Source organism: Gynuella sunshinyii YC6258, assembly GCF_000940805.1.
Classification (GTDB): domain Bacteria; phylum Pseudomonadota; class Gammaproteobacteria; order Pseudomonadales; family Natronospirillaceae; genus Gynuella; species Gynuella sunshinyii.
The window spans coordinates 5455943-5478402 of sequence record NZ_CP007142.1; the positions used below are offsets into that span (position 1 = coordinate 5455943).

At 50.6% G+C, this 22460-nt stretch carries 22 protein-coding genes; 13 read left to right on the forward strand and 9 right to left on the reverse strand.

The annotated features are described in order from the left end of the window. Window positions 1-90 precede the first annotated feature (90 nt). Entirely contained in the window at window positions 91-825 is a 735-nt protein-coding gene (locus YC6258_RS22735) for a DUF975 family protein (RefSeq protein ID WP_044618935.1), read from the reverse strand. Window positions 826-1120: 295 nt separating this feature from the next. After that, window positions 1121-1498: a hypothetical protein gene (locus YC6258_RS22740; RefSeq protein ID WP_052830505.1), complete on the reverse strand. Its 378-nt coding sequence runs from the start codon at window positions 1496-1498 to the stop codon at window positions 1121-1123. 119 nt (window positions 1499-1617) lie between these two features. Here YC6258_RS22740 and YC6258_RS22745 point away from each other — a divergent pair, with 119 nt between their 5' ends. Both YC6258_RS22745 and YC6258_RS22750 read left to right on the forward strand, forming a co-directional pair. Next, window positions 1618-2547 carry a DUF808 domain-containing protein gene (locus YC6258_RS22745; protein ID WP_044620333.1) on the forward strand — a complete coding sequence of 310 codons (930 nt, stop codon included), beginning with the start codon at window positions 1618-1620 and terminating at the stop codon, window positions 2545-2547. Continuing rightward, window positions 2547-2921, forward strand: coding sequence for a DUF6164 family protein (locus YC6258_RS22750; protein WP_044618936.1), 375 nt, complete (start codon window positions 2547-2549; stop codon window positions 2919-2921). The genes YC6258_RS22745 and YC6258_RS22750 overlap by 1 nt, the downstream gene beginning before the upstream one ends. A gap of 13 nt (window positions 2922-2934) precedes the next feature. Here YC6258_RS22750 and YC6258_RS22755 read toward each other — a convergent pair whose 3' ends face one another. Genes YC6258_RS22755 through trhO form a run of 3 tightly spaced genes read right to left on the reverse strand, consistent with a single transcriptional unit; the run spans window position 2935 to window position 5610 of the window. Further along, window positions 2935-4026 (reverse strand): rhomboid family intramembrane serine protease, encoded by a 1092-nt coding sequence (locus YC6258_RS22755; protein ID WP_052830506.1) that lies wholly within the window; start codon window positions 4024-4026, stop codon window positions 2935-2937. Further along, on the reverse strand, window positions 4026-4619 hold the full coding sequence (locus YC6258_RS22760) for a hypothetical protein (RefSeq protein WP_044618937.1): 594 nt from the start codon (window positions 4617-4619) through the stop codon (window positions 4026-4028). Before YC6258_RS22760 ends, YC6258_RS22755 begins: the two co-directional genes overlap by 1 nt. A 16-nt stretch (window positions 4620-4635) precedes the next feature. Further along, the gene (gene trhO, locus YC6258_RS22765) at window positions 4636-5610 is read right to left on the reverse strand and encodes an oxygen-dependent tRNA uridine(34) hydroxylase TrhO (RefSeq protein ID WP_044618938.1); all 975 of its coding nucleotides are present in this window, start codon (window positions 5608-5610) and stop codon (window positions 4636-4638) included. 411 nt (window positions 5611-6021) lie between these two features. Between trhO and YC6258_RS22775 the strand changes: the two genes are divergently transcribed. The 10 genes from YC6258_RS22775 to YC6258_RS22820 all read left to right on the forward strand — a co-directional run bounded on the left by YC6258_RS22775 (window position 6022) and on the right by YC6258_RS22820 (window position 15836). Further along, complete coding sequence (locus tag YC6258_RS22775; RefSeq protein ID WP_044618940.1) at window positions 6022-7194, forward strand: methyl-accepting chemotaxis protein; 1173 nt, start codon at window positions 6022-6024, stop codon at window positions 7192-7194. 14 nt (window positions 7195-7208) lie between these two features. Then, complete coding sequence (locus YC6258_RS22780; protein ID WP_044618941.1) at window positions 7209-7577, forward strand: response regulator; 369 nt, start codon at window positions 7209-7211, stop codon at window positions 7575-7577. A gap of 21 nt (window positions 7578-7598) precedes the next feature. Continuing rightward, window positions 7599-7901, forward strand: coding sequence for an STAS domain-containing protein (locus tag YC6258_RS27665; protein ID WP_052830507.1), 303 nt, complete (start codon window positions 7599-7601; stop codon window positions 7899-7901). Between the two features lie 24 nt (window positions 7902-7925). Continuing rightward, on the forward strand, window positions 7926-10106 hold the full coding sequence (locus YC6258_RS22790; RefSeq protein WP_044618942.1) for a chemotaxis protein CheA: 2181 nt from the start codon (window positions 7926-7928) through the stop codon (window positions 10104-10106). A 22-nt stretch (window positions 10107-10128) separates the two neighbouring features. Then, window positions 10129-12090, forward strand: coding sequence for a HAMP domain-containing methyl-accepting chemotaxis protein (locus YC6258_RS22795; RefSeq protein WP_052830508.1), 1962 nt, complete (start codon window positions 10129-10131; stop codon window positions 12088-12090). 9 nt (window positions 12091-12099) lie between these two features. Beyond that, entirely contained in the window at window positions 12100-12633 is a 534-nt protein-coding gene (locus YC6258_RS22800; protein ID WP_044618943.1) for a chemotaxis protein CheW, read from the forward strand. Between the two features lie 27 nt (window positions 12634-12660). Continuing rightward, entirely contained in the window at window positions 12661-13482 is an 822-nt protein-coding gene (locus tag YC6258_RS22805) for a CheR family methyltransferase (RefSeq protein WP_044618944.1), read from the forward strand. Beyond that, window positions 13483-13971 (forward strand): hypothetical protein, encoded by a 489-nt coding sequence (locus YC6258_RS22810; RefSeq protein WP_044618945.1) that lies wholly within the window; start codon window positions 13483-13485, stop codon window positions 13969-13971. Window positions 13972-13974: 3 nt separating this feature from the next. After that, window positions 13975-15039: a protein-glutamate methylesterase/protein-glutamine glutaminase gene (locus YC6258_RS22815; protein ID WP_044618946.1), complete on the forward strand. Its 1065-nt coding sequence runs from the start codon at window positions 13975-13977 to the stop codon at window positions 15037-15039. Between the two features lie 146 nt (window positions 15040-15185). Beyond that, window positions 15186-15836 carry a YceH family protein gene (locus YC6258_RS22820; protein ID WP_044618947.1) on the forward strand — a complete coding sequence of 217 codons (651 nt, stop codon included), beginning with the start codon at window positions 15186-15188 and terminating at the stop codon, window positions 15834-15836. Window positions 15837-15971: 135 nt separating this feature from the next. Here the strand turns inward: YC6258_RS22820 and YC6258_RS22825 are convergent, their stop codons facing one another. Both YC6258_RS22825 and YC6258_RS22830 read right to left on the reverse strand, forming a co-directional pair. Further along, a complete protein-coding gene (locus YC6258_RS22825; protein WP_044618948.1) occupies window positions 15972-16724 on the reverse strand; it encodes a phosphatase in 753 nt (250 codons plus the stop codon). Between the two features lie 147 nt (window positions 16725-16871). Then, window positions 16872-17738 carry a CvfB family protein gene (locus tag YC6258_RS22830; protein ID WP_342670611.1) on the reverse strand — a complete coding sequence of 289 codons (867 nt, stop codon included), beginning with the start codon at window positions 17736-17738 and terminating at the stop codon, window positions 16872-16874. Window positions 17739-17867: 129 nt separating this feature from the next. On the opposite strand from YC6258_RS22830, the gene YC6258_RS22835 reads away from it, so the two are divergent. Next, window positions 17868-18740, forward strand: a complete 873-nt coding sequence (locus tag YC6258_RS22835; protein WP_044618949.1) for an AEC family transporter — start codon at window positions 17868-17870, stop codon at window positions 18738-18740. A 70-nt stretch (window positions 18741-18810) separates the two neighbouring features. On the opposite strand, the gene argS is transcribed toward YC6258_RS22835, so the two are convergent. Together argS and YC6258_RS22845 are read right to left on the reverse strand one after the other, a co-directional pair. Beyond that, window positions 18811-20547, reverse strand: a complete 1737-nt coding sequence (argS, locus tag YC6258_RS22840) for an arginine--tRNA ligase (protein WP_044618950.1) — start codon at window positions 20545-20547, stop codon at window positions 18811-18813. Window positions 20548-20654: 107 nt separating this feature from the next. Beyond that, window positions 20655-22442, reverse strand: a complete 1788-nt coding sequence (locus YC6258_RS22845) for an ABC transporter ATP-binding protein (protein WP_044620338.1) — start codon at window positions 22440-22442, stop codon at window positions 20655-20657. Between the last annotated feature and the right edge of the window lie 18 nt (window positions 22443-22460).

The following is a 22460-nucleotide window of genomic DNA, read 5'->3' on the forward strand; positions in this document are numbered from 1 at the left end:
GCTGTCGACAGCATGTGTGTCAGTCCCACATAAAAAAGGCCGCTCATGCGACCTTGGTAAATCTGACGATCTGGCCTGTCTGATGGCAGATCACGCTGCTTCCAGTGTGCTCTGCTCGTAACCGAAAACATTACGATACAACATTGAGAAACAGATAACGCTCATGGGTAAGGTCCAGATCAGACCAATGCCCAGCGGCAGTGCCGCGATCAGATTGATAAATCCCAGCACAATGAACAACCCAAAGACACTGAACCAGCGCTTGGTGATGGCCTTACGCGAGGCTTCCATCGCCTTCCACACAGACATTTTCTTTTCAACCACAAGCGGCATCGCCAGGTAATAGGCAAGACCCAGATAGATGCCCGGAATAATCAACAGAATGAACCCCAGGAATACCATCAGATATATGAGAATCAAACACAGAAAGATCTGCCAGCTTCTGCCAAAACAGCTGAACATCTGCCCTAAAGATGCCTCGCCACCAATAGCGTAGTGCAGGCCGATCATAAACACGCCCATTCCGAGAATCACGTTGACGAAGGCGAAGATCAACTGCAATAACACGAACACTCCGATGGATCCGGTTGATTTCAAAACCGACTGCATCAGGATGTTAAACCCGACTAGGACGAACATATAAATAATAGTGGCTAAATTGATCGTAAGCTTGGCACCCTTGGTTCTTTGCCAGGCTTCGCTAATCAATCCCCCTATCGTAAACTCGTAATTACCATTGATACCGTCTTCCAGTGAACCCCATTTTGGGCGATTGCCACGATCCGGCGTCAGATCTGCTTGCGGCGTCGAATATACATCATTCATTGTATGTGTCCTTCTGTCTGTCCATATTAGGGAATCTCTGAAATATGGCCTATTTTCGCGCAGGACGTTGTCAGCCCCAGTCTCACATCCTCATTTACGTCAGTAAACTGCGGTGTTGCGAGTGGTGCATCCTTACCTGCATCAAAACTATTCCTATTTTTCAGAGCCCCCTTAGCTCTTGAATTCCCGGAACTGGAAACCGACGAAGAGCTTAAACCATCAGTCAATTATAGCGTAAACAAACAGGCGGGAATTAAGGTCGTGAATTAGTCGCAGATCATATTTCGCAACCACATCATTCTGTCGAAAGCTTTAACCGGCAGATTTCAGCACGGTTATACAATGCATCGGTTTTATTCGGGAAAAGCTGTATCGCCACGGGCGTGATCAGCAGGGTTTTACCATCCACCAGCCCTACATAACCCGCCTGAAATTCAGCGACATAATGTCCCTGCCGCTGAGCCAGAAGATGTTCATCGGGCAACTTCAGGTAAGCCAGCAAACCATTACCCAGTTCATCTTCGATAAACCGTTCATGCCGGTACAAACTTAAGGCCTGAGTGGTTAACAGCAGAACCTGTTCATTACGAAAATAAAGCAACTCAACCGTTTGTCCACGAACGGACGCTAACCGGTTGTTGACGATAATGTCTGAAGAGGCAGTGAATATCATGAGGCACACAATGGTTTAGGAAATAACCACGGCACAATACCGACATCCAACCATAGGAGCAAACTGGCGGCAGTGTTATGATCCGCCCCTTTCAAAAAAACAGTAAGAGGAACATGGCGTTGGCGGGAAGCAGTTTATTGGCACTCATTGATGATATTGCCACGTTACTTGATGATATTGCGGTCATGTCCAAAGTCGCTGCCAAAAAAACCGCAGCAGTATTGGGCGATGACCTGGCCTTGAATGCCGAACAGGTGACCGGTGTCAAAGCTGACCGGGAATTACCGGTGGTGTGGGCAGTCACTAAAGGATCATTGCTAAATAAAGTGATTCTGGTGCCGGCGGCACTGCTGATTTCTGCAGTGGCTCCCTGGCTGATCACGCCGTTATTGATGCTGGGTGGTGCCTATCTGTGTTTTGAAGGATTTGAAAAGGTCTGGCATTTATTTCACAAACCCGACGCAGAGCATAAACAGCAACGGCAACAGGCACTGCAACAACCAGACATAGATCTGGTTGCCTTTGAGAAAAACAAAGTCAAAGGAGCCATTCGGACGGACTTCATCCTTTCCGCCGAAATTGTCGTTATTGCCCTCGGCACCGTTCAGAGTGCACCTTTTATAACTCAGGTCGGCGTGGTCGCCGGCATTGCCTTTGTCATGACACTCGGTGTTTATGCCCTGGTCGCGGCAATCGTGAAAATCGATGATGCCGGCTTGTTTCTGATCAGTGGTGGTGCGACCGGGTTTCGTGCCTGGTTTGGCCGTTTTCTGCTGAGACTGGCGCCGTATCTGATGAAAACCCTGTCCATTGCCGGCACCATTGCCATGTTTCTGGTCGGGGGCGGTATTCTCTCCCATGGCCTGCCGGGCCTGGCCGAATTGTTACACTCTGTTTCCGCATCCACCCACTCGTTACCGGCGATCGGCATGATTATCGGCGGGTTGCTGCCGAGTCTGATTAACTGTGCTCTGGGAGTAGTCGCCGGCGGGCTGGTATATCTGGTCGTAGAACAATTGATTGGCCGTTGGTTCGGAAAGTCGCACTGATGGCCAGGCTGGTATTTCGTCTCAATAATGTGCCGGATGATGAGGCCGAAGAAGTGCGCGAACTGTTGCGACAGCATGACATTGAGTTTTATGAAACCAGTGCCGGTCGCTGGAACATATCGCTGGCAGCTATCTGGCTAAACAAAAATGATCAGTTTGATCACGCCCGTGAACTTATCAATCAGTGGCAGCAGGAGCGTTACGAACGACTGCACGAAGAACGTCAGGCCGTTCGCAAACGTGGTTTTCTGGGTAATCTGTGGCTGGGATTTCGCCGCCAGCCGGTGGTATTCGTTATGTACCTGCTGGCGGTGATTATCATTATGGCTTTAAGTGTCGTCCCTTTCTGGTTGTTTTCAGGAATCCAGCTTTAACGACACCCAGTTTTCATTGCTTTAATGGAACGGCCGGGGTTTGCAGCATACGCAGCAACGGTTGCCGGTCGAGTACCCAGCGCCGCAAACCCAATCCCACCAACAGCCCGGCAACAAAACCACCAATATGTGCCCAATAGGCAACATTGCCGTCACTCGTCAGTAGCCCGAAGATATTCAGACCCAGCCAGATCGCGAAGAACCAGAACACATTGAGCCGGGCCTGATACAGCACAAACAGATAACTGAGTTTGGCATGACGAAACCAGATCATGTACATGCCGAACAATCCGGCAATCGCGGCACTCGCGCCCACCAGAGACATCTGCGTACCGCTTGCCAGTGCGATGATCACTTCCAACCCGATTCCGGCCAGCCCGGTGAGCAAATAAAGCCCCAGATAACGCCATGGACCGAGTACATCTTCGATGTTGTCACCGATAATCCAGAGAAAATACATATTTCCTAACAGGTGCATCAGACCGCCATGTAAGAACTGGCAGGTCACGACCGACCATAACAGTTGATTGCTGTTTTCCACCGGCACAAATACGGCAAAGTTTTCATATAACCAGTTAGCCAGTTCCGGTGCCAGCAGAGACGGCAAAAACAGGACGATGTTCAACACCAGCAGCGACACGGTCATCCACGGAAATGATTTCGCTTTGACGTTGTATTCAACCGGCACCTGCAACAGCAATTGAAACAGCCACGACTTCCAGGTCACTTTCTGATGGATCCGTTGTAAAGCAGAATGTAATTCAATCGAATGTCTAACCTGCTCGGCTTCGTGATGATCAATCCAGACACCATCACAACTGGGGCAACAATCAATTTCCACCGGAAAGTTTTTCAGCAACTGAAAAGTATGCAACGGTATTTCACAGCGATGGCAATGACGCTGACTGGTGCCAACCGGACTACCGAGATGCTCGCGCAGATCATGTTGGTCCACGTCAGGGTTCTGATCCGAAATCAGCTGGTTCAACTCATGTTCATCAAACCAGCTGCCGGCACAGCTTGAGCAGCGCTCGATTTCCTGATCGAAAATAGTTTCCGTTACAAGGGTGGCCGTTCCACAGGCCGGGCACATCATATTATTCATTAATATTTTCCCAAATTCGTGAATACTTTCAGCCGTTGCTGATACTCAGCCAGCTGCTGTTCTATTCTGCTCAACAGTTTTTCCCGGGCTTCTACCGTCAGCTGTTCCAGCGCACTGCCATTACGTAGCGTTTCATAACCACTACTGTGCTTCAGAGAGTCAGTGATATCCGCCAGTTGCAGATAATACCGGTTGGCATCCCGCAGGATATCAACCGGCAGATCCAGTGTGTCTGATGAATTGGACATGGTATCCCAAACAAACAGGTTCAGTTCCGGCAAAACCCCGACGCCGTTATGGGACACTGCCTGACCCTTATCATCCTTATTTAAAAAGCGTTCAACATACTGGCGCATCAGATCATTGTTACTGGTCAGTTCCTGATGCAGTGCATTGAGCGTGTAGTACTTTTTCTCCATACTGGTGATGCTGTGAAATTCCACCGCACTTTTAAGACCTTCTGACGTGGCCAGGTAAACACCGATAATGGTCGACACCACTACAGCCATCTGACTGATCCAGAAAAATACATTGTCCCGTTTGGAAAAATCCAGAATCGTTCCGGCAAACAACCGAAAAAACACACCTACCATAGTTATCATCCTTTATTTATTTTTGCTGATTGAGTTTCTTCTCTTTTTTCTGCTGCCGGTGTTTCCGGCTAAATTCATTAGCATCCGAACCGATATGAGTTTCACCACGCTTTTGTGCCAGTTGTTGCTGTTTCTCACGGTCACGAAACCGCTGTTTCTGTTGCTCAGAGGTTTTCCCGTGGCAGTGCCGACAGCTGACCCCGACCTCAAAATGCGGATGCTGCTGATCTGCTGCGGTGATAGGCAGTCGACAGGCATGGCACAGATCATATTCACCGATTTTCAACCCGTGAGTCACCGACACCCGGTTATCAAATACAAAACAATCTCCCTGCCACAACGACTGTTCTTCAGGAACCGTTTCCAGATATTTAAGAATCCCGCCTTGTAAATGATAGACCTCATCGAACCCCTGCTCTTTTAAGTAAGCGGTGGATTTCTCGCAGCGAATGCCTCCGGTACAGAACATCGCCACTTTTTTGTGCTTGCTCTTATCCAGGTTCTGCTGCACATATTGAGGGAACTCGCGAAACGTTTCCGTTGCCGGGTTCACAGCATTTTTAAAACTGCCGATGTCATATTCATATTGATTACGGGTATCAATGACCAATGTCTCGGGATCACTGATCAGCGCGTTCCAGTCTTCCGGCTTCACATATGTACCCACCACTTTTTTAGGGTCGATACCTTCAACCCCCATCGTGACAATTTCTTTTTTAAGCTTCACTCTGGTGCGATAAAACGGCATGGTCTGATCATATGATTCTTTCCAGTCAAGGTCACTAAAGCGGGTGTCCTGACGCAGAAATGCCAGCAACCCGTCGATGCCTTGACGGGTTCCAGCCACAGTGCCGTTAACTCCCTCTCGGGCGAGAATCAACGTACCTCTGACGCCCAGTGTCTGCATCCGATCAAGCAGAGGCTGTTTCAGGGTTTCGTAATCTTCGAGGGTGACAAACTTATAGAGCGCACATACAACAATCTGGTTCATGATCTTTACCTGTTCTGCAAATCCGGTCGCAAACCGGAAGCGAATCCGCACTGAAACGGATCAATTATTAAAAAGGGCGGCAAATTTACCAACGACCCGACTACGATGCAAAAAAAACCGGTACGGCAAAAAAGCGTCATATCCAAAAAAAACCGCTGACTCGCGCAGCCGCATAACCACGCGCTGGCCAGTCAATTACAAAGTTCATCAAAACATCATTTTTTACCAGAACTCAAATTGACTTAGACCGGAACTGAACTAGAGTTAAAACTAGATTCATTGTTTTGTTTCTGAAAAAAATTCAACGCTCAAGAGTAGTGAGATCCGGCTACGGTGTTCCACAGCCGGCGTAAGTTGTTGAATAACAATAGTTAGTCAATGAACATAGAGATCAGTCGAGGATAGTTGTTCATGCAATCGCGCCTTCAAACTTCCAGTTTTTTTTGGATACTGCCGGTCCTGCTGGCTTTTGCCTCAGCCGGTGCGGTTATGTTTGTTTCCAACCTGACCATTATGACGGCACTGCTGGCGCTGATATTACTGATTGCAGGCGTGATGATCGGTCTTTGGAGTTTTAATACTTGTGCCAGACTGGTTTCCACTCTGGAGGAACAAACACAACAGGAAACCGCCATAGACAAAACACCGGTATATCTGTCTCTCTGGCATTTATGTGAAAAAACCTTACCCATCTGGAGCCGACATATTGAATCAGCCCGGAACCAGACCGAAGAATCTATTACGGACCTGACCAGCCGTTTCGGTATTTTGGTACAACGTCTCAATGCAACCCTGGAAAACTCTCATCAAATCAGCGGCGTTCAAGGTGCTGATAACCAAATAGCCAATACTTTTCAAACCGCTGAAAAACAGCTTCAGGAAGTCATTACCTCTCTTCGCAGCACTCAGGAAGGCCGCAGCCATATGTTGAATGAAATGCGGATACTGACCAGTTACACCGAAGAGCTAAAGCAAATGGCCGCTCAGGTTGGAGCTATTGCCGAACAGACTAATCTGCTGGCACTTAACGCCGCTATTGAAGCTGCACGGGCCGGCGAAGCTGGGCGCGGTTTTGCGGTGGTGGCGGACGAAGTACGAAAGTTATCGACATTGTCCAGTGAAACCGGTCGGGAAATGACTGTTAAGGTCAACACCATCAACGATGCAATCAGTAAAGCGTTTCAAGTCGCAGAACAGGCGACAGTTGAAGATGGTGAAGTACTGACGCGATCAGAAGCCACTGTCGGCGAGGTAATTACTACGTTTACCAACATTGTTGAAACCCTGAAACATTCCACCGAAACCATGCAGCAGGAAAGTCAGGGCATTCGCGAAGAAATTGAAGATATGCTGATCGCCCTGCAGTTTCAGGACCGCACCAGTCAGATTTTGAATCAGGTCTGCGACAACCTGGAAAACCTGGAGCAGGCACTGGAGCAACGGGACGAGCCCACTGCGACGGAAATCGATGTCGACCGCTGGCTGGATGCCATGGAAAGCAGCTACGCCATGCTCGAACAGCGTATTAATCATCAGGGCCGGCATTCTGGTCACGATACAGCTCAAGATATTACTTTTTTTTAATTTAGGGAGAATCCATGTCCAAAACCATCATGATAGTCGACGATTCCGCATCTCTGCGTCAGGTTGTCAGCATTGCCCTGAAAGGCGGTGGTTATGATGTTATCGAAGCCTGTGACGGCAAAGACGCATTATCAAAATTGAATGGAGAACGAGTCCATCTGATTATCAGCGACGTCAACATGCCCAATATGGATGGCATTACATTTTTGAAGGAAGTCAAAAAGATGCCCCGCTACAAATTTACTCCCGTCATCATGTTAACCACCGAATCACAGGCAGCGAAAAAAGCCGAGGGACAGGCAGCTGGAGCCAAAGCCTGGGTGGTAAAACCATTCCAGCCACAGACTATGCTTGCAGCAGTTGCAAAGCTGGTTCAGGTGTAACCGTATTCAAAGGCGACGATCATGTTTGAGTATGCATTTAAAGAAGATCAGTGCCAGGCCGCCATCAGTGGCGAAATGACTATTTATACAATCCTGGAACTGAAAGAGAAGATTGCAGCCGTACTGGCGGATGCCCACAACATGACAATTGACCTGAGCGCCGTCAATGAAATAGACAGCGCCGGCATCCAGCTACTTCTCGCTCTGCATAAAAACCGTCTCAAACATCAACATTCTCTGATGCTGACTCATCCACACGACTGCGTGACAGATGCCTTTGCCACATTCGGACTGCAGTCATATTTGTCTCAGTCAGAGTCCTGAGCTGAGCCCAAGCAGAGGTATCCCATGAACCTAGATGCCGCTCTGAAAACTTATATTGTCGAAAGCCGGGAGATGCTCCAGGAAATGGAAGACATTCTGTTGCGGATCGAAGGCATGACAGATCAGACAGAATCCCTCAACAGCATTTTTCGGGCGGCTCACACTATCAAAGGCTCGGCTGGTTTGTTTGGCCTCGATGGTATCGTTGGCTTCACCCACCATGTTGAAACACTTCTGGATCAATGTCGTAGCGGCGACACACCCATCACTGAAAAACTTGTTGCCCTGCTGTTGCAATGCAGTGACCACATTGGCCGCCTGATTGATGATCTCGAAACCGGAATCGAAGCCTTAAGCCCCGAACTGCAACAACAGGGCAACCAGTTAATAGCGCAGCTGCAACAGATTTATTCACCGGCACCGGCAAAAACACCAACGCCGGCACAACCAGAAAAGTCATCTTCCAAACCCGTGTCACCTGATCGCCCAACCCATTCTGAGCTATGGCATATTTCTTTACGTTTTGGCCTTGATTCATTGCGTGATGGCATGGATCCACTCTCTTTTCTGCGCTATCTCGGAACCCTTGGCGAAATCAACCGGATACAACTCATCGATCACCACATACCCGATTTCGACAAAATGGATCCGGAGAGTTGTTACCTGGGTTTTGAACTCAGTTATCAAAGCGATGCCGATCAGAACGCCATTGAAGAGGTGTTCGAATTTATCCGCCAGGACAGCCATGTCTGCGTGCTTCCTCCCCATGCTGATCTGGACGATTTTGCCCGACTGATCGGCGAATTACCTGAAAACGATGAAGACCTGGTCAATCTGCTGGTGCAATGTGGATCCCTGAGCAGTGCAGAAGCCGATACCTTGAAAGCACCGCCGGCTGTCACTGACGAAACGGTAACCACACCCCCACCAGAAACACCATCTGCCATCAACAAACCAGAGACGATTCCTCAGGCACAAAACACGGCACCGCCTACGGCCAGTCGGGTCAGTAGCGAAACCCAGTCAATCCGGGTGGATGCAGACAAGCTCGATCATTTGATTAACCTGGTGGGAGAACTGGTGATTGCCGGGGCTGGTGCGTCGCTGAATGCCGCAAATAATGGTGATACCGAACTGCTGGAATCCATGTCCACTCTGACCCGGCTGGTAGAAGAAGTGCGCGATTCTGCTCTGCAACTGCGAATGGTGCAGATCGGCGGCACCTTCAACCGCTTTCACCGGGTGGTACGCGATGTTTCCAAAGAACTGAACAAAGACATCAAGCTGGTGATTACCGGTGCGGATACCGAACTGGACAAAACCGTGGTGGAAAAAATCGGTGATCCATTGATGCATCTGGTCCGAAACTCCATCGATCACGGTATCGAACCTCCCGAAACAAGAGTCGCTGCCGGAAAACCGGCCACCGGCACAGTACAACTGAATGCCTATCACGACTCCGGCAGCATTGTGATCGAAATCTCCGATGACGGCGGGGGTCTGAATCGTGAACGGATTCTGGCGAAAGCGATTCGTTCAGGTCTGGTCAGCGCCGAACAGCCACCGGACGACGCAGAGTTGTTCAAACTGATTTTTGAACCAGGATTTTCCACTGCCGAAGCCGTCAGCAACCTTTCTGGACGCGGTGTCGGCATGGACGTGGTGAAACGAAATATCACCGCCCTGCGCGGCAGCGTGGAAGTCGACAGTGAGGCTGGTAAAGGCACCGTGTTTCAGATCCGTTTGCCCCTGACTCTGGCCATTATCGATGGATTCATGGTTGGTGTCGGGCAGTCTTCGTTCGTCGTTCCTCTGGACATCGTCATTGAATGTATTGAGCTGACAAACCATATCAGCGCCGCGGATTCTGACCGGGACTATCTCGATCTTCGTGGCGAAGTACTGCCCTATGTCCGGCTACGTGACATGTTTGCCATCAGCGGTAAGCCACCGGAACGCGAAAGTGTTGTCGTGGTCAACTACGCCGGAGTCAAGGCCGGGCTGGTGGTTGACCGTCTGATGGGCGAGTTTCAGACCGTCATCAAACCCCTTGGCAAAATCTTCAGCCATCTGAAAGGGATCAGCGGTTCCAGCATTCTGGGCAACGGTGATGTGGCACTGATCATCGATGTGCCAGGACTGATACAACAAATCACTGCATTGGAAAACACAGCGTATGCGCTGCCGAAACAAACCATGCATTAAAGGTAAATAGCGGAGATCAGCTATGTTAAACAATATGAAATTGAGTGTGCGGTTGACCCTCGGGATCGGTGTCATTGTGGTATTGCTGTGCATCGTGGCGATTGTGTCCTATAACGCATTAACGACAGCCTCCAACGGTTTTACCGACTACCGCGATCTGGCCAAAAACAGCAACAACGCCAGCCGGGTCGAAGCCCAGATGCTGGCAATGCGTCTGGCCGTACTGCGTTATTATGTGAGTGCGGATCCCGTCCTTCTACGTGAACAGGAAGACCTTTATCGTCAAGGTGGCGATATTCTGACCGAGTCTCTGGAAGCCACCAGTAACGAGGAGGAACGCAAGGCTTTCACACAGATGATTGAACTCAGCAAGGAGTATCAATCAACCTTTCTGGAAATCGTCAAGCTGATGAAACAACGGGACGATCTGCTCACTACCCAGTTGAATAAACAGGGCGCATCCATGGAAGAAAATCTCAGCCGGATTCTGGACAGTGCCCAGGACAATAATGACATTACCACCTCCTTTGACGCCTCCGCCGCCATGCACAACTTGTTGTTGGCCCGGCTCTATATCGTCAAATTTCTGGAGAGCAACAATGACGATTCTGCAGAACGGGCCAGAAAAGAGTTTGCCCAGTTTCTACAAGAACTGGATAAGCTGGATAAAGATCTGGTTAATCCAACGCTGCGGTCGCCTCTGCGTGACATTCAACTGGTGGCAGAAAAATACGCCGCCGGATTTGAGGAAATCGTCAATGCCATTCACAGCCGCAACACCCTGAAAGCAGAAAAACTGGATACCATCGGCATTGAAATTGTCGAAATTGCCGAACAGCTGAAACAGAGCATTCGGGAAGAACAGGAAGAGTTGGGTCCAAAGGTGCAGTCTTCGAATGACAGAGCCGTATTGACCGTTGAAATTTTCAGTGTCGTTGCTCTGCTGATGGCAGCAGGGGCCGGCCTGTGGATTGGGATCAGTGTTATGCGCCAGATTGGTGGAGAACCTGGTTATGCCGCTGAAATGGTCAGCAAGATTGCTGAAGGCGATCTATCGACTCAGATCCAATTACGCCGGGGGGATAACACCAGTCTTCTGGCTGCCATGAAAGCCATGGTGGACAAACTGTCCGACATCATCAGCGAGGTGCGCAGTGCCGCCAGCAACCTCTCCAGTGCCTCCGAGGAAGTCTCTGCCACAGCCCAGAGTATGAGCCAGGGCAACAGTGAACAGGCCGCCAGTGTGGAGGAAACATCTGCATCGGTCGAACAAATGTCAGCATCAATTAACCAGAATACCGAGAATGCCAGAGTCACTGACGGTATTGCCTCCAAAGCCAGCCGCGAGGCGGACGAAGGCGGCGAAGCCGTGCGTCAGACCGTGCTGGCCATGAAAGCCATTGCTGAGAAGATCAGTATCATCGATGACATTGCCTATCAGACCAACCTGCTGGCATTGAATGCTGCTATCGAGGCTGCCCGTGCAGGTGATCATGGTAAGGGTTTTGCCGTGGTGGCTGCGGAGGTCCGTAAACTGGCCGAACGTTCACAGGTCGCGGCCCAGGAAATCAGTGAGGTCGCTGGCTCCAGCGTTGATCTGGCCGAAAAAGCCGGTACCCTGCTCGACGAAATTGTGCCGTCCATCCGGAAAACCTCTGACCTGGTACAGGAAATCAGTGCCGGATCAGAAGAGCAGGCATCCGGGGTATCACAAATCGCCAATGCCATGGAACAATTGAACAAAGTCACTCAGCAAAGCGCCTCTGCTTCAGAAGAGCTGGCGGCAACCGCAGAAGAATTGAGTAGTCAGGCTGAACAACTACAGGAGCTAATGGAATACTTCAATCTTGCCCAAAATGGCCGCGGCAATCCTCCACCCAAACGGCAACCGACCAACAAAACCAAACCTAACCGATCCGCCGCTGCTGATCATCGCCCAGACCCGGATCCGGACCATGCCTTGCGCGAGTTTGTGAAGTTTTAGGAGCCAGCCATGAGTCAGTCTGTTCATCAGTCTGATAGCAAAAGCCGGGGCGACCGACAGATCAGCGCTGATCCGTCCCAGTTTTTGACCTTTCAGGTCAATGAGGAAATGTTTGCCATCGGCATTTTGCAGATCAAAGAGATTCTGGAGTGGGGCCGAATTACCCCGGTACCGATGATGCCGGAGTTTGTTTGCGGAGTGATCAATCTGCGCGGTGCCGTTGTGCCCATCATCGACTTGGGTGCCCGCCTCAACGGCCGGCCAAGCGCTATCGGCAAACGCACCTGCGTCGTCATTTTGGAAGTCGGTGGTCCGGATGAACATCAGTGCATTGGCGTCATGGTCGATGCGGTATCAGAAGTCACCGACATTGCTGAAACAGACATCGAACCGCCACCGGGTTTTGGGGTAAAACTGCGTGCAGATTTTCTGGACGGAATCGGCAAAGTGAATGGCCGGTTCGTGATTCTGTTAAATGTACACAATGTATTATCAATCGAGGAACTGGCACAGATCTGCGATCGGACTCATTCTCGCGGTTAGCCTGGTACAGGAAACGGAAGACTAGCTATGGACCTCGCCACGAATTACAAACCGCCAGCGTTGACCGACGACGAGTTTGAACTGTTTCGGCAGTTGATCTATGACGTTGCCGGCATCAGCCTTTCAACCGCCAAAAAAGCTCTGGTAGCTGCCCGGCTGCTGAAACGGGTCAAGTATTTTGGTATGGCCAGCTATCGGGATTATTTCGTTCTGCTCAAAACACCCGGCAATGATGAACTTCAGAACGCTGTGGATATGCTGACCACTAATGAAACGTTCTTCTTTCGGGAAAAAAAACACTTTGAGTTCCTCCAGCATCAGGTCCTGCCCCACTGGCGCAGCGGTGACAAACGTATCTGGAGTGCTGCCAGTTCCTCTGGCGAGGAAGCCTACTCACTGGCCATGACCCTGTCTGAATATGCTCCAACCGATACATGGGAAGTCGTCGGAACGGATATCAGCACCCGGGTTCTCAAAACTGCCCGTAAAGCACAATATCCCATGTCCCGAAGTCAGGATATTCCACTAAACTATTTGAAGAAGTATTGTCTGAAAGGGATCGGCACTCAGGAGGGTACATTTCTAATACAGCCGGCATTGAGCCGGAAAGTATCGTTCCTGCATGCCAATCTCAAACAGAATCTGACCAGACTGGGACGCTTTGATGTCATATTTTTGCGCAACGTCATGATCTATTTCAACAACGACACCAAGCGTCAGGTGCTGGCTTTATTGCTCCAACAACTGAACCCGGGAGGATTCCTGATGATTGGTCATTCTGAAAGCCTCAACGGAATTACCAATGCCGTCCAACTGGTTTCTCCTTCGATCTACGTCAAGGCCAGATAAATGGACCCAAATGTTCTCAACATTTTTCTGAAACCCGGGGAATTTTATTTTGGAGACGGTAGAACCTGTATCCATACTCTGCTTGGCTCCTGTGTCGCCATCACCCTCTGGCACCCGCAACTGCTGATTGGCGGCATGTGTCATTACATGCTGCCAACACGTGGACGCAACCGGCATTTGTCGGCCGGGCATTTTGCCGATGAAGCCATCCAGCTGTTTTTGCAGGCTATCGAAAAATGGAAAACTGACAGCAACGACTATGAAGTCAAATTATTCGGTGGCGGTAGTATGATTCCGGATAATCAGCGGGGAAGCAGTGAAAGCGGCATCCCATGGGCAAATATCAACATCGGAAAAACCCTGTTGCAGCAGTACGGTTTCAAAATCAAAGCCTGCGACGTGGGCGGCAACGGTCACCGCAAATTATTTCTGGAGTTATGGAGCGGTGATGTATGGGTACAGACCAACAGACTGACACAACCAGGATAAACTATGAACACAATTAAAGTCATGGTGGTGGATGACTCCGCAGTTGTAAGACAGGTACTGCAGGAAATGCTCAACAAGGATCCGGCGATTGAAGTCATCGGCGCAGCAGCAGACCCGATTTTTGCCATGAATCGCATGAATAAACAGTGGCCGGATGTGATCGTGCTGGATGTGGAAATGCCCCGTATGGATGGCATCACGTTCCTGAAGAAACTGATGTCAGAACGACCAACGCCCGTGGTGATTTGCTCCACCCTGACGGAAAAAGGTGCCGAAACCACCATGCAGGCCATGTCGGCCGGAGCCGTCAGCATTATCACCAAGCCCAAGGTCGGACTGAAAAGCTTTTTGAGCGATGCCGCCGACAATATCATCAATGCCGTTAAAGGTGCCGCCCGGGCCAACATGGCCAACATGCGTACCTCAGCGCTGAAAGTTGAAAAAAAACTGTCGGCTGACGCCATCATTCCGGGCAATGCCCGAGCCATGACCAAAACCACCGACAAGGTCATAGCCATCGGCACCTCAACCGGTGGAACTCAGGCACTGGAAGCGGTACTCACGGCACTGCCCCCCACCATTCCTGGTATCGTTATCGTTCAGCACATGCCGGAAAAATTTACCCGATCGTTTGCGGAGCGAATCGACAGTCTCAGTGACATCAGCGTCAAAGAAGCTGAAAACAATGATCGGGTCATGCCAGGCCGGGCGCTGATTGCTCCCGGCGGTAAACACATGCTGCTGAAACGTAATGGCGCGCAATATTATGTTGAGGTCATGAACGGCCCGCTGGTCAATCGTCACCGTCCGTCAGTGGATGTGCTGTTTCGTTCTGTGGCCCGTTATGCCGGAAAAAATGCTGTCGGTTTTATCCTCACCGGTATGGGGGACGATGGTGCCCGCGGATTGCTGGAGATGAAAAACGCCGGTGCCGAAACCTTCGCTCAGGATGAAAAGAGCTGTGTGGTGTTTGGCATGCCGAAAGAAGCCATCGCCCTGAATGCGGCATCCAGGGTTGTTTCCCTCGATGCGGTCCCCGCGGAAATCATGCGTTACAGTCACGACTGATACCAAGTGGTTGCCGTCACAACCATTCATCGAAGCGGACATTTTTGAACCAGATCAACTTATGGGTTCGAAAGCTCACAATTGTTTTGTATTCCATCAGCAGCGCACTTACAGTTATCGCATACATAACACAGAGGCGTGTCGTAATGAGTAAAGAACTGACAGAATTACAGATACGGATATTGGGATGCCTGATTGAAAAAGAAATTACCACCCCAGAACAATATCCACTGTCCCTGAACGGCCTGACCACTGCGTGCAACCAGAAAAGCAATCGTGAACCGGTATTAAACCTCTCTGAGCAGGAGGTTCAGACTATCGTGGACGAACTGATTCAGCTGTACCACGTCGTCGAAGACAACGGTGCCAGAGTGGTGAAATACAAACACCGTTTCTGCAATACCGAATACGGCAAACTCAAGTTATCCGATCAGGAACTGGGTATCTTGTGCGTGATGTTTGTGCGTGGACCGCAAACGCCTGGAGAACTGCGTACCCGTACCCAGCGTCTCTGTCACTTCAGCGATGTCAATGACGTTGAAAAAGTATTACAGAACATGGCTGCCCGGGAAGAAGGCGCACTCGTCAGACAGCTCCCCAGAGAACCGGGAAAACGGGAAAACCGTTGGATGCATCTGTTTTCGGGCGATGACATGCCTGCCGCAAATGCCGCCGTCACCAACGCATCAATCTCGACCACTGAAGATCTTGGTGCAGAAGTGGCACGATTGCGTGAAGAGGTTCAGGAGCTCCGGGAACTGGTTGAAATGCTGATAGAAGAAAAAGATCAGGGTTAAGCGGAATCAGTCCCCTATACAGACAAAAGCCGCGTTGTGGGTCTTGTTAAGGTTGATTCGACAAATGTTTCTGATCACCCCGAAACCAAAAACCGGGCCTGATGCCCGGTTTGATTAATGATTCAGGCCGGCCGCTCAGAGTTCGCTCAACCAATCCTTAAACTCCGCTTTTAAGGACTTACCGTGTTGCTCCAGAAAATCCAGAAAACGTTCGGGACGGGCCGTCACAACGGCATCTTCCGATAATCCGGCTTTGTTGGCATATTCGATACACTGGGCAAAATTTCCCACGTCATAGGAAACGTGCGCATCACTGCCAAAACTGACTTTCCAGTCATACTTGACAACCGTCTCCAGAATTTTCAGACAGTACGGTCCACTACCGACACGGGACTGATTGAAAGAACTGTTATTGATTTCCAACAGTACATTGTGATCTTTCGCAGCCTTAACCACATCATCGTAAATAATCGGATAATTAGGGTTACCAGGATGACCGATAATCTGACACTTGCCGGAACGGATAGCCCCGATCATGGCTCGGGTATTCTGTTTGGCGCTACCCGGCGTAAACACCGGTTCATGGAAACTGGCAATGGCAAAATCCAGATAAGCATCCATACGATCCGCAATATCCAACTGGCCATCTTCATCGTAGATATTCGCTTCAATTCCACGCAGCATGGCAACATTATTCATAACTCTGGGGATAACTTTCATATTACCAAAGTGCCATGGATGCGGTGCATCCGGCATTTTCGGACCATGATCAGTAATGCTGATCAGTTGCAGCCCCTTCTGAGGTGCAATATTGAAATAGTCATTCACAGTACTGTATGCATGAGTACTGGCTACGGTGTGGGAATGTGTATCGCAAAGAATTTTCATGATTACCTACAGCTTGTTTGAACAGCCGGCAAACACTAAAACCGGCAAAAAATGGCATATGTATTTTACCTGACCTCCAAAGCCCACGGCTCTGTGACAGAACTACGGGACAGTAAACGATCCCGTCTGATCATTACCTTGATCAGATCAATTACTCAGGCGGATACAGTCTTTTTCAATGTGAATCAGGCGTTTTTTATACAGCCCGCCAATGGCTTTCTTGTAATTTCCCTTACTGACCTGATACTGACGGTAAATGTCCTCCGGGGTGCTTTTATCCGTCAAATCCGAGACACCACCATGAGTCCGCAGATGCTCCAGAATCAGGTCAGCCAGTTGATCTCTCACCTCCTGCCCCTGCAACTGCAGCGACAGATCGATTTTTCCATCGGCACGAATCTGCTTGATATAACCTTTCAGCTTTTCGCCGATTTTCAGTGGCTGCAACAGATCCGCAGTAAAGATAACCCCTAAATGCGTTTGATTGATGACAGCCTTGTAACCAATATCGGTACGCTGGCAAACCAACAGATCGACTTCCTGATTGGCCTGAAACTGATCAGCTGTTTCACTGAGAAAGTGATTGAGTTTGCTCGACGCCACTACCCGTTCGGTATACTCATCGATATACAAATGCACGACATAGGAATGCCCGACTTCCATCGGTCGCCGTTGCTGTCCAAACGGAACCAGCAAATCTTTATCGAGCCCCCAGTCCAGAAACGCACCAAACGGCCCGGTATCCTTCACCTTTAACAACCGGGTATCACCGACCATCGCCAAAGGTTTGCGGGTCGTGGCGATCAGCCGGTCTTCGGAATCATGATAAATAAACACATGCAGCTTATCGCCGACTTTGCAGTCCGGCGGTACATCCCGTCGTGGCAGCAGAATATTGTCGTGCTCTCCGGCATCCAGATAGACGCCGAAATTCACAAGTTTGGTGACCGTAAGACGATTAAATTGACCGATATTGACCATGAGAACAGACTGGGATATGAAGTGGGCACCCATTCTACATTTTGTGTTATGAATTTTCGATGTTTGTGCCAGGATGTTGCGGGGAATGCTGTTGAGATATCCTGTTCAGTGGTGTCTTGAACGTCGTCTCAAGTCCGTCATCAAATAACAATAAGGATTACCATGACCCACCAGATTCTGGGAATCATCATTCCCATTATTTTCATTGTGCTGATCGGTTTTGCTTACGGGAAACGCCATCGCCCGGATATGGAGGCCGCCAATCGCATCAATGTCGATGTCTTCGTCCCGTTGCTGATTATCAGTGTCTTCGCCGACAAAGGCTCAAACATGATGGCCTTCATGCCGCTGGTCTATGCGGTGATTGCCGTCACCCTGATTCCCGGGGTCTTTGCGTTTGCGCTGGCGCGCGGATTTGGTTTCAACTGGAAGACCTTTGTACCACCCATCATGTTCAAGAACAGCGGCAACATGGGGCTGCCACTGGTGCTGTTTGCCTATGGCGAACAATACCTGCCGGCCGCGGTGGTCATGTTCGTGGTCTCCAACACCCTGCACTTTACCGTGGGAGCCTGGCTGATCAACCCCAACGCCAGAATGTGGGATCTGATTAAAAACCCCATGATACTGGCAACCATCACCGGCCTGGGCATAGCCTTTCTCGGGGTTACCATTCCAGCCCCACTGGTCAGCGGCATGCAGCTGGTGGGCAATACGGCGGTACCGTTGATGTTGTTTGCCTTGGGAGTACGACTGGTGAATATGGAACGTGCCGGCTGGAAAATCGGCCTGATCAGCGCCATTGCGTGCCCGCTGCTGGGCATCATGGTGGCCTGGCCAATCACCCAGATATGGGATCTTGGCAAAGCACAGACGGGCATCCTGATTCTGTTTGGTGCACTGCCACCGGCAGTATTGAATTATCTGGTGGCCGAACGCTACAAGCAGCAGCCTGATCTGGTGGCATCGATGGTGATTTACGGTAATGCGTTCAGCGTGGTGATTATTCCGCTGGCGCTGGCCTGGGTTTTATAAACACCCATCATTTCAGATGGGTGTCCAGGCAATGCGTATGCCTTCAGGCGGGTGTCCTGGCAATGTTCGCTTACATCCGTTCCATGACTTCAATACCCAGCAGATCAAGCCCACAACGCAGGGTACTGGCAACGCCGTGAGACAACCGCAGACGGCTGTCACGTACCGCTGGATCAACACCCTCTTTGAGAATGGCGCAGTTTTCATAGAAGCTCATGGTCAGACCGGCCAGATCATAGAGGTAAGCACACAGAGAATGCGGCATGGCTTCGCGGTAAACCTGCAACAGTACTTCCTCAAACTGCGCCAGTTTTAATGCCAGCGCGCGTTCCTGCTCGTGTTCCAGAACAATCGCAGCGCGCAGGTAGGCATCAGACTCACCAGCCTTACGGAAAATCGACTGTATCCGGGTATAGGCATATTGCAGGTAAGGTGCGGTATTACCCTCAAAACTGAGCATGGCATCCCAGTTGAAGACATAATCGTTGGTCCGGGTTTTTGACAGATCGGCGTATTTCACCGCGCCTATGGCCACTTTACGGGCCACTTCCTGCTGCTGTTCAGCGTCCAGCTCCGGATTCTTTTCCGCCACCAGTTTTTCGGAACGCTCAATGGCCTCATCCACCAGCTCGGCCAGTTTCACCGTGCCACCACTGCGGGTTTTGAACGGTTTGCCATCGGCTCCCATCATCATTCCGAAAGCGCAATGCACCAGTTCCACCGCATCGGGCGCATAGCCAGCTTTGCGCGAGAGCGTGAATAACTGTTTAAAGTGCAGTCCCTGCCGGGCATCCGTAAAAATCAGAATGCGATCAGCCTTGAGGGTTTGAATCCGAAACTGCATGGCGGCCAGATCGGTCGTGGCATAGAGAAAACCACCCCCCTGTTTCTGCACGATGTAGGCACCGGGTTTGCCGTCTTTATCAGCAAACTCTTCCAGAAACGCCACCTTGGCCCCCTGATCCTCAACCACCAGCCCTTTGGCTTCGAGATCGGCCACGGTGCTGGCCAGCTGATCGTTATAATAACTTTCGCCACGCACATCCTCGCGGCTCAAGGAAACATTGAGGCGTTCATACAACTCCTCACTGTGTGCCAGCGACAACTGAATGAACTGCTGCCATAAGGCATACACACCCTCATCACCGCGTTGCAGTCTGACCACATATTCACGGGCCTTGTCGGCAAATGCCGGATCCTCATCAAAGTGTTTTTTGGCCTGCTGATAAAAGCTTTCCAGATCCTTGAGCTGGAATGATTGTGAGGTCTCAGACAGAGTCTCTTCCAGTTCGGCAATCAACATGCCGAACTGAGTACCCCAGTCTCCGATATGGTTCTGGCGAACCACCCGATGACCCAGAAACTCACTGAGACGGGCCATGGCATCACCAATAATGGTGGAACGCAGATGCCCTACGTGCATCTCCTTGGCCAGATTGGGTGCGGAATAATCGATGACAATGGTCTGCGCCGGCTCCGCTGCCTGAACGGTCAAGTGGGCATCGGTGCTGATCTCCTCGCTGATGCCAGCCAGCCAGGCAGAGGACAGATAAATATTGATGAAACCCGGTCCGGCGATTTCAACTTTATCGGCCAGACCAGTCAGATCCAGGTGTTGAATGATACTGTCTGCGATCTGGCGAGGATTGCTTTTCATGGCCTTGGCCGCGGCCATGGCTCCATTGGCCTGATAATCACCGAATTGCGGATTCTTGCTCAGCGCCAGATTCGGGCCAAATTCAGCAGGAATACCTGCCGCCGCCATCGCCGCCGCCACTTTTTCACTCAATAACGCTCTAATATTCATCGCCAAAAACCATTTACCGGATCTCTATTGGGCGCGGAATTCTACTGGAATTGTCCGGGGTTTGAAATTGCCGCTTACTCGTGCAGCTGCATACCACCGTCATCCTGTCACGCATGGCCGGTCTGTACCTGCCATTGACTCCAGTAATTGCCCTGACGATCAATCAGATGCTGGTGATTGCCCTGCTCCACAACCTGACCCTGCTCGATCACATAAATACAATCTGCCGCCACGATCGTGGAAAGCCGGTGGGCAATGACAATCACCGTACGACCATGGGAAATATGCGCCAGAGAACGCTGAATAGCCGCTTCGGTTTCATTATCGACAGCACTGGTGGCTTCATCGAGAACCAGAATCGCCGGGTCTTTGAGCAGCGCCCGCGCCAGCGACAAACGTTGCCGCTGACCACCCGACAGTTTGACGCCACGCTCCCCGACCAGCGTATCGAGGCCATCAGGCAGGCGCTCGATAAATTCCCAGCTTTCTGAGGTTTTGGCGGCGGCAATCACATCGGCATCGCTGGCACCAGGCCGGCCATAAGCAATGTTTTCCCGAATACTGCCTTCGAACAAAAATACATCCTGGCTGACCAGACCGATGTTTTCACGCAGGGTTTTCAACGTAACAGTGGTGATATCCAGCCCGTCTATCCGGATGGTTCCCTGCCCCGGCTGATAAAACCGCAACAGCAATTTGATAAGCGTGGATTTACCGGAACCGGTCGCGCCGACAAACGCCACCGTGGAACCGGCCCGGATATCCAGATTAAGCCCGTGCACACCGGCATTGCTGCCGGGATAGGTAAAACTGACCTGATCAATGGAAATATCGCCCCGAACCGGGCCGGGAAAACGTTCCGTCCCTTCATCTCTGACCTGCACCGGCGTATGAATCAGATCCAGAATCCGGCGGGTGGAGGCCATGGCCCGCTCAAACAGATCAACGGTTTCTGCCAGCCGGGTCAACGGCCATAACAGCCTTTGGGTCAGAAACACCAGTACGCCATAGGCACCCACATTCAAATCGCCATTGAGGGCTTTAAAGCCACCGACGATAAAGGTAAACAGAAAACCGGCCAGAACCGCCATGCGGATAACCGGCACGAACGCAGAACTGACGGCAATGGCTTTGCGATTGGCTTGCACATAACGCTCACTGGCTGCACGCAACTGCTCGCTTTCCCGGGTTTCAGCGGTAAAGGATTTGATGGTCGCAATACCACCGATATTGTTCGACAGCCGGCCCGCCAGGGCACCGACTTTATCGCGTACATCGGCATACAGTGGCGTCGCCTTACGCAGAAAATAAAAGGCTCCCCAGAGAATCACCGGCACCGGTGTAAACGCCAGTACCGCCACCGAAGGCGACAACACAAAAAACACACTGCCCACCGCAACTACCGCCACCATGGTCTGGATGATTTCATTGGCTCCACCATCGAGAAAACGCTCAAGCTGGTTCACATCATCATTCATGATCGACACCAGCGTGCCGGTGCTTTTGGATTCAAAAAAAGACATATCCAGTTTCTGAACATGATCATAAGCATCCTGACGCATATCCGATTGCAACCGCTGGGCCAGATTGCGCCATAAAATCAGATACAAATACTGAAACAACGACTCACCAAACCAGATCAGAAACGTCAGCACCGCCAGCACCACGATCTGGGACTTGGCCGAAACAAACCCAAGTGAAGCGACAAAACTTTTCTCCTGATTCACCACCACATCAATGGCAATACCAATCAGAATTTCCGGTGCAATATCAAATAATTTGTTCAATACCGAACACAGTGCTGCCAGGACAATATTGCGCCGATAACCTCTGGCATAACGGAGCAGATTGAACAGAGCACGAAGGCTGGTTTGAGGGGCTTGTCTGGTGGTCATCAGAATTCCTGTTGCTGT

Coding starts and splice junctions, on each gene's coding strand:
- YC6258_RS22735 (WP_044618935.1), bottom strand. CDS start 825: ATGAATGATGTATATTCGACGCCGCAAGCAGATCTGACGCCGGATCGT.
- YC6258_RS22740 (WP_052830505.1), bottom strand. CDS start 1,498: ATGATATTCACTGCCTCTTCAGACATTATCGTCAACAACCGGTTAGCG.
- YC6258_RS22750 (WP_044618936.1), top strand. CDS start 2,547: ATGGCCAGGCTGGTATTTCGTCTCAATAATGTGCCGGATGATGAGGCC.
- YC6258_RS22755 (WP_052830506.1), bottom strand. CDS start 4,026: ATGAATAATATGATGTGCCCGGCCTGTGGAACGGCCACCCTTGTAACG.
- YC6258_RS22760 (WP_044618937.1), bottom strand. CDS start 4,619: ATGGTAGGTGTGTTTTTTCGGTTGTTTGCCGGAACGATTCTGGATTTT.
- trhO (WP_044618938.1), bottom strand. CDS start 5,610: ATGAACCAGATTGTTGTATGTGCGCTCTATAAGTTTGTCACCCTCGAA.
- YC6258_RS22775 (WP_044618940.1), top strand. CDS start 6,022: ATGCAATCGCGCCTTCAAACTTCCAGTTTTTTTTGGATACTGCCGGTC.
- YC6258_RS22780 (WP_044618941.1), top strand. CDS start 7,209: ATGTCCAAAACCATCATGATAGTCGACGATTCCGCATCTCTGCGTCAG.
- YC6258_RS27665 (WP_052830507.1), top strand. CDS start 7,599: ATGTTTGAGTATGCATTTAAAGAAGATCAGTGCCAGGCCGCCATCAGT.
- YC6258_RS22790 (WP_044618942.1), top strand. CDS start 7,926: ATGAACCTAGATGCCGCTCTGAAAACTTATATTGTCGAAAGCCGGGAG.
- YC6258_RS22795 (WP_052830508.1), top strand. CDS start 10,129: ATGTTAAACAATATGAAATTGAGTGTGCGGTTGACCCTCGGGATCGGT.
- YC6258_RS22800 (WP_044618943.1), top strand. CDS start 12,100: ATGAGTCAGTCTGTTCATCAGTCTGATAGCAAAAGCCGGGGCGACCGA.
- YC6258_RS22805 (WP_044618944.1), top strand. CDS start 12,661: ATGGACCTCGCCACGAATTACAAACCGCCAGCGTTGACCGACGACGAG.
- YC6258_RS22810 (WP_044618945.1), top strand. CDS start 13,483: ATGGACCCAAATGTTCTCAACATTTTTCTGAAACCCGGGGAATTTTAT.
- YC6258_RS22815 (WP_044618946.1), top strand. CDS start 13,975: ATGAACACAATTAAAGTCATGGTGGTGGATGACTCCGCAGTTGTAAGA.
- YC6258_RS22820 (WP_044618947.1), top strand. CDS start 15,186: ATGAGTAAAGAACTGACAGAATTACAGATACGGATATTGGGATGCCTG.
- YC6258_RS22825 (WP_044618948.1), bottom strand. CDS start 16,724: ATGAAAATTCTTTGCGATACACATTCCCACACCGTAGCCAGTACTCAT.
- YC6258_RS22830 (WP_342670611.1), bottom strand. CDS start 17,738: ATGGGTGCCCACTTCATATCCCAGTCTGTTCTCATGGTCAATATCGGT.
- YC6258_RS22835 (WP_044618949.1), top strand. CDS start 17,868: ATGACCCACCAGATTCTGGGAATCATCATTCCCATTATTTTCATTGTG.
- argS (WP_044618950.1), bottom strand. CDS start 20,547: ATGAATATTAGAGCGTTATTGAGTGAAAAAGTGGCGGCGGCGATGGCG.
- YC6258_RS22845 (WP_044620338.1), bottom strand. CDS start 22,442: ATGACCACCAGACAAGCCCCTCAAACCAGCCTTCGTGCTCTGTTCAAT.